General features: G+C 42.1%; 3 protein-coding genes. All 3 read right to left on the bottom strand.

The features are described from left to right. On the bottom strand, window positions 1-434 hold a 434-nt coding region (locus tag AC1DSB_RS18635), incomplete at its 3' end, for an FAD-dependent oxidoreductase (protein ID WP_477587344.1). Between the two features lies 1 nt (window position 435). Next, the gene (locus tag AC1DSB_RS18630) at window positions 436-1662 is read right to left on the bottom strand and encodes a dihydrolipoamide acetyltransferase family protein (protein ID WP_477532138.1); all 1227 of its coding nucleotides are present in this window, start codon (window positions 1660-1662) and stop codon (window positions 436-438) included. A gap of 12 nt (window positions 1663-1674) precedes the next feature. After that, window positions 1675-1944 (bottom strand): transketolase C-terminal domain-containing protein (locus AC1DSB_RS18625; RefSeq protein WP_477587343.1); only part of this gene is annotated, 270 nt, incomplete at its 5' end.

Genomic DNA, 1944 nt, shown 5'->3' with positions numbered 1-1944 from the left:
ATGATTGCCTGCTCGAATTCAAAAATATCGAACTGATGACCATTTTCCACACCGATTTTGTCTGCTCCGAGAAAAGTAGCTTTGCCTTGAATCACTTCAATTTTATTGTTTTTACAGAGACTTTCGACGCCGGTTCTAAGACCATTAATTGCTTTGTCTTTATAACTCAGCAGCTTAGTCAAATTGAAAGTATCATCACCTTCACCAATCCCAAGTTCGTGTAAATGGTCCGTTTCTTCCCGTTTCTTTGCCGCGTGGGTAAAGATTTTTGATGGGATACAGCCTTTGTTCAGACAAACCCCGCCCATGTTGGACTGTTCAATCAAAGTAACCGACAACCCAAGCTGCGCACCTCGTATCGCTGCAGAATATCCACCCGGACCCCCGCCGATGATGATGAGATTTCGTTGTTGACTGATTTCACCGACAACCATATTAAATCATCTCCATCATCAGTTTATGTGGGTGTTCAATAAGGCTCGCAAAGCGGTTTGTAAATGCTACAGCGGTTGCACCATCTGCGACTCTGTGGTCAAAAGCCATGGAGAGTGTCATGATATGACCGATGACAATTTCATCCAGCTCATTGACAATTGGCTGTTTTTTAGTTTTATGGAAAGCAATCAATGCCGTTTCCGGATAGTTGATAATAGGTGTAGCACCTGTACTACCCAGCGGACCGACGTTACTTACAGTAAATGTGCTGTTCTGCATTTCAAACGGTTGCAGTTTCCCGGAGACCGCTCTTTCTGTCAAATCTTTTACATCTGCATGAATCGTTTTAATCGATTTCTTATCCGCATCGTGAACGACAGGAACAATCAAGCCGCTATCTGTGTTTGTGGCGATCCCGATATGATAATTTTTCTTAAGAAGAATCCGACTGTTCTCTTCATCAAGTTCAGCATTGAAAATTGGGAAGTCTTTTAATGAAATTACTAGAGCTTTAATGAGGAAAGCAGAGACGCTGACCGATTCACCGGACGCTTTCAATTCTTCTCTCATTTTAAATAAGTTCGTCATGTTCACTTCATCAAAATGGGTAACATGCGGAATTGTGAATAATGATTTCGTCATCTTTTCCGCAATTTTTTTGCGTATGCCTTTAAACGGAATTTCATCAGGTGTTTCCTGACGAACTGCTGACTGAGGGACCGCCATAACTGATTCTTGATAAGTTTCAGTTTGATGACCTTTCAGGAATCGATAAACATCTTCCTCCGTCACTCTTCCAGATGGATCAGATGCTTGGACATCTTCTATATTGATGTTATGTTCACGCGCAATTTTACGAGTGTATGGCGCTGCCAAGACACGGGTGAAAGTCGTCTGCATATTCTTCTCTTTAAAGACAGTTGGAGTAATCATTTCGTTTTTTACTTCCTGTTTCATTTCAGGGGATGTTTTTTGTACTGTTTTTACTGATTCATCCGCTTCGATATAAATCAGGCTAGTTCCGACTCTAACCGTTTCGCCGGCATCGATAATGATTTTTTTTACGATACCTGAGCAGGGAGAAGTAAGTTCTGCAACCATTTTATCGGTCTGTACTTCAACAAGTGGTTGATCCGTACGTACGGAGTCCCCAACTTTAACCAAGTAATGGACAATCTCTCCTTCGGTCATCCCTTCTCCAATGTCATGTAGTTTTACTTCGAGCATGGCATTTCCCCCTTAAAAATGAACCACTTTTTCAATCCCTTCAACAATACGGGCAGGTGTAGGAAGGTAATGTTCTTCCAAAGTGAAGAAAGGAACAGGAACATCAAAGCCCGTAACTCTTTCGATTGGAGCACGTAAATATAGGAACGACGTGTCATTGATTATGGACACAATATCATTACCGAGCCCTCCGGTATGATGCGCTTCATGAATAATAACCGCTCGTGTCGTCTTTTGGACGGACTCTGCAATAATGTCCCGATCAATCGGATAGAGTGTACG

The organism is Paenisporosarcina sp. P4_E4_2, assembly GCF_056401595.1.
This window is presented reverse-complemented; position numbering and strand designations above follow the sequence as displayed.

Bases quoted from the DNA above. Each gene is read 5' to 3' on its own strand.
- AC1DSB_RS18630 (WP_477532138.1), bottom strand. From the start codon at position 1,662: ATGCTCGAAGTAAAACTACATGACATTGGAGAAGGGATGACCGAAGGA.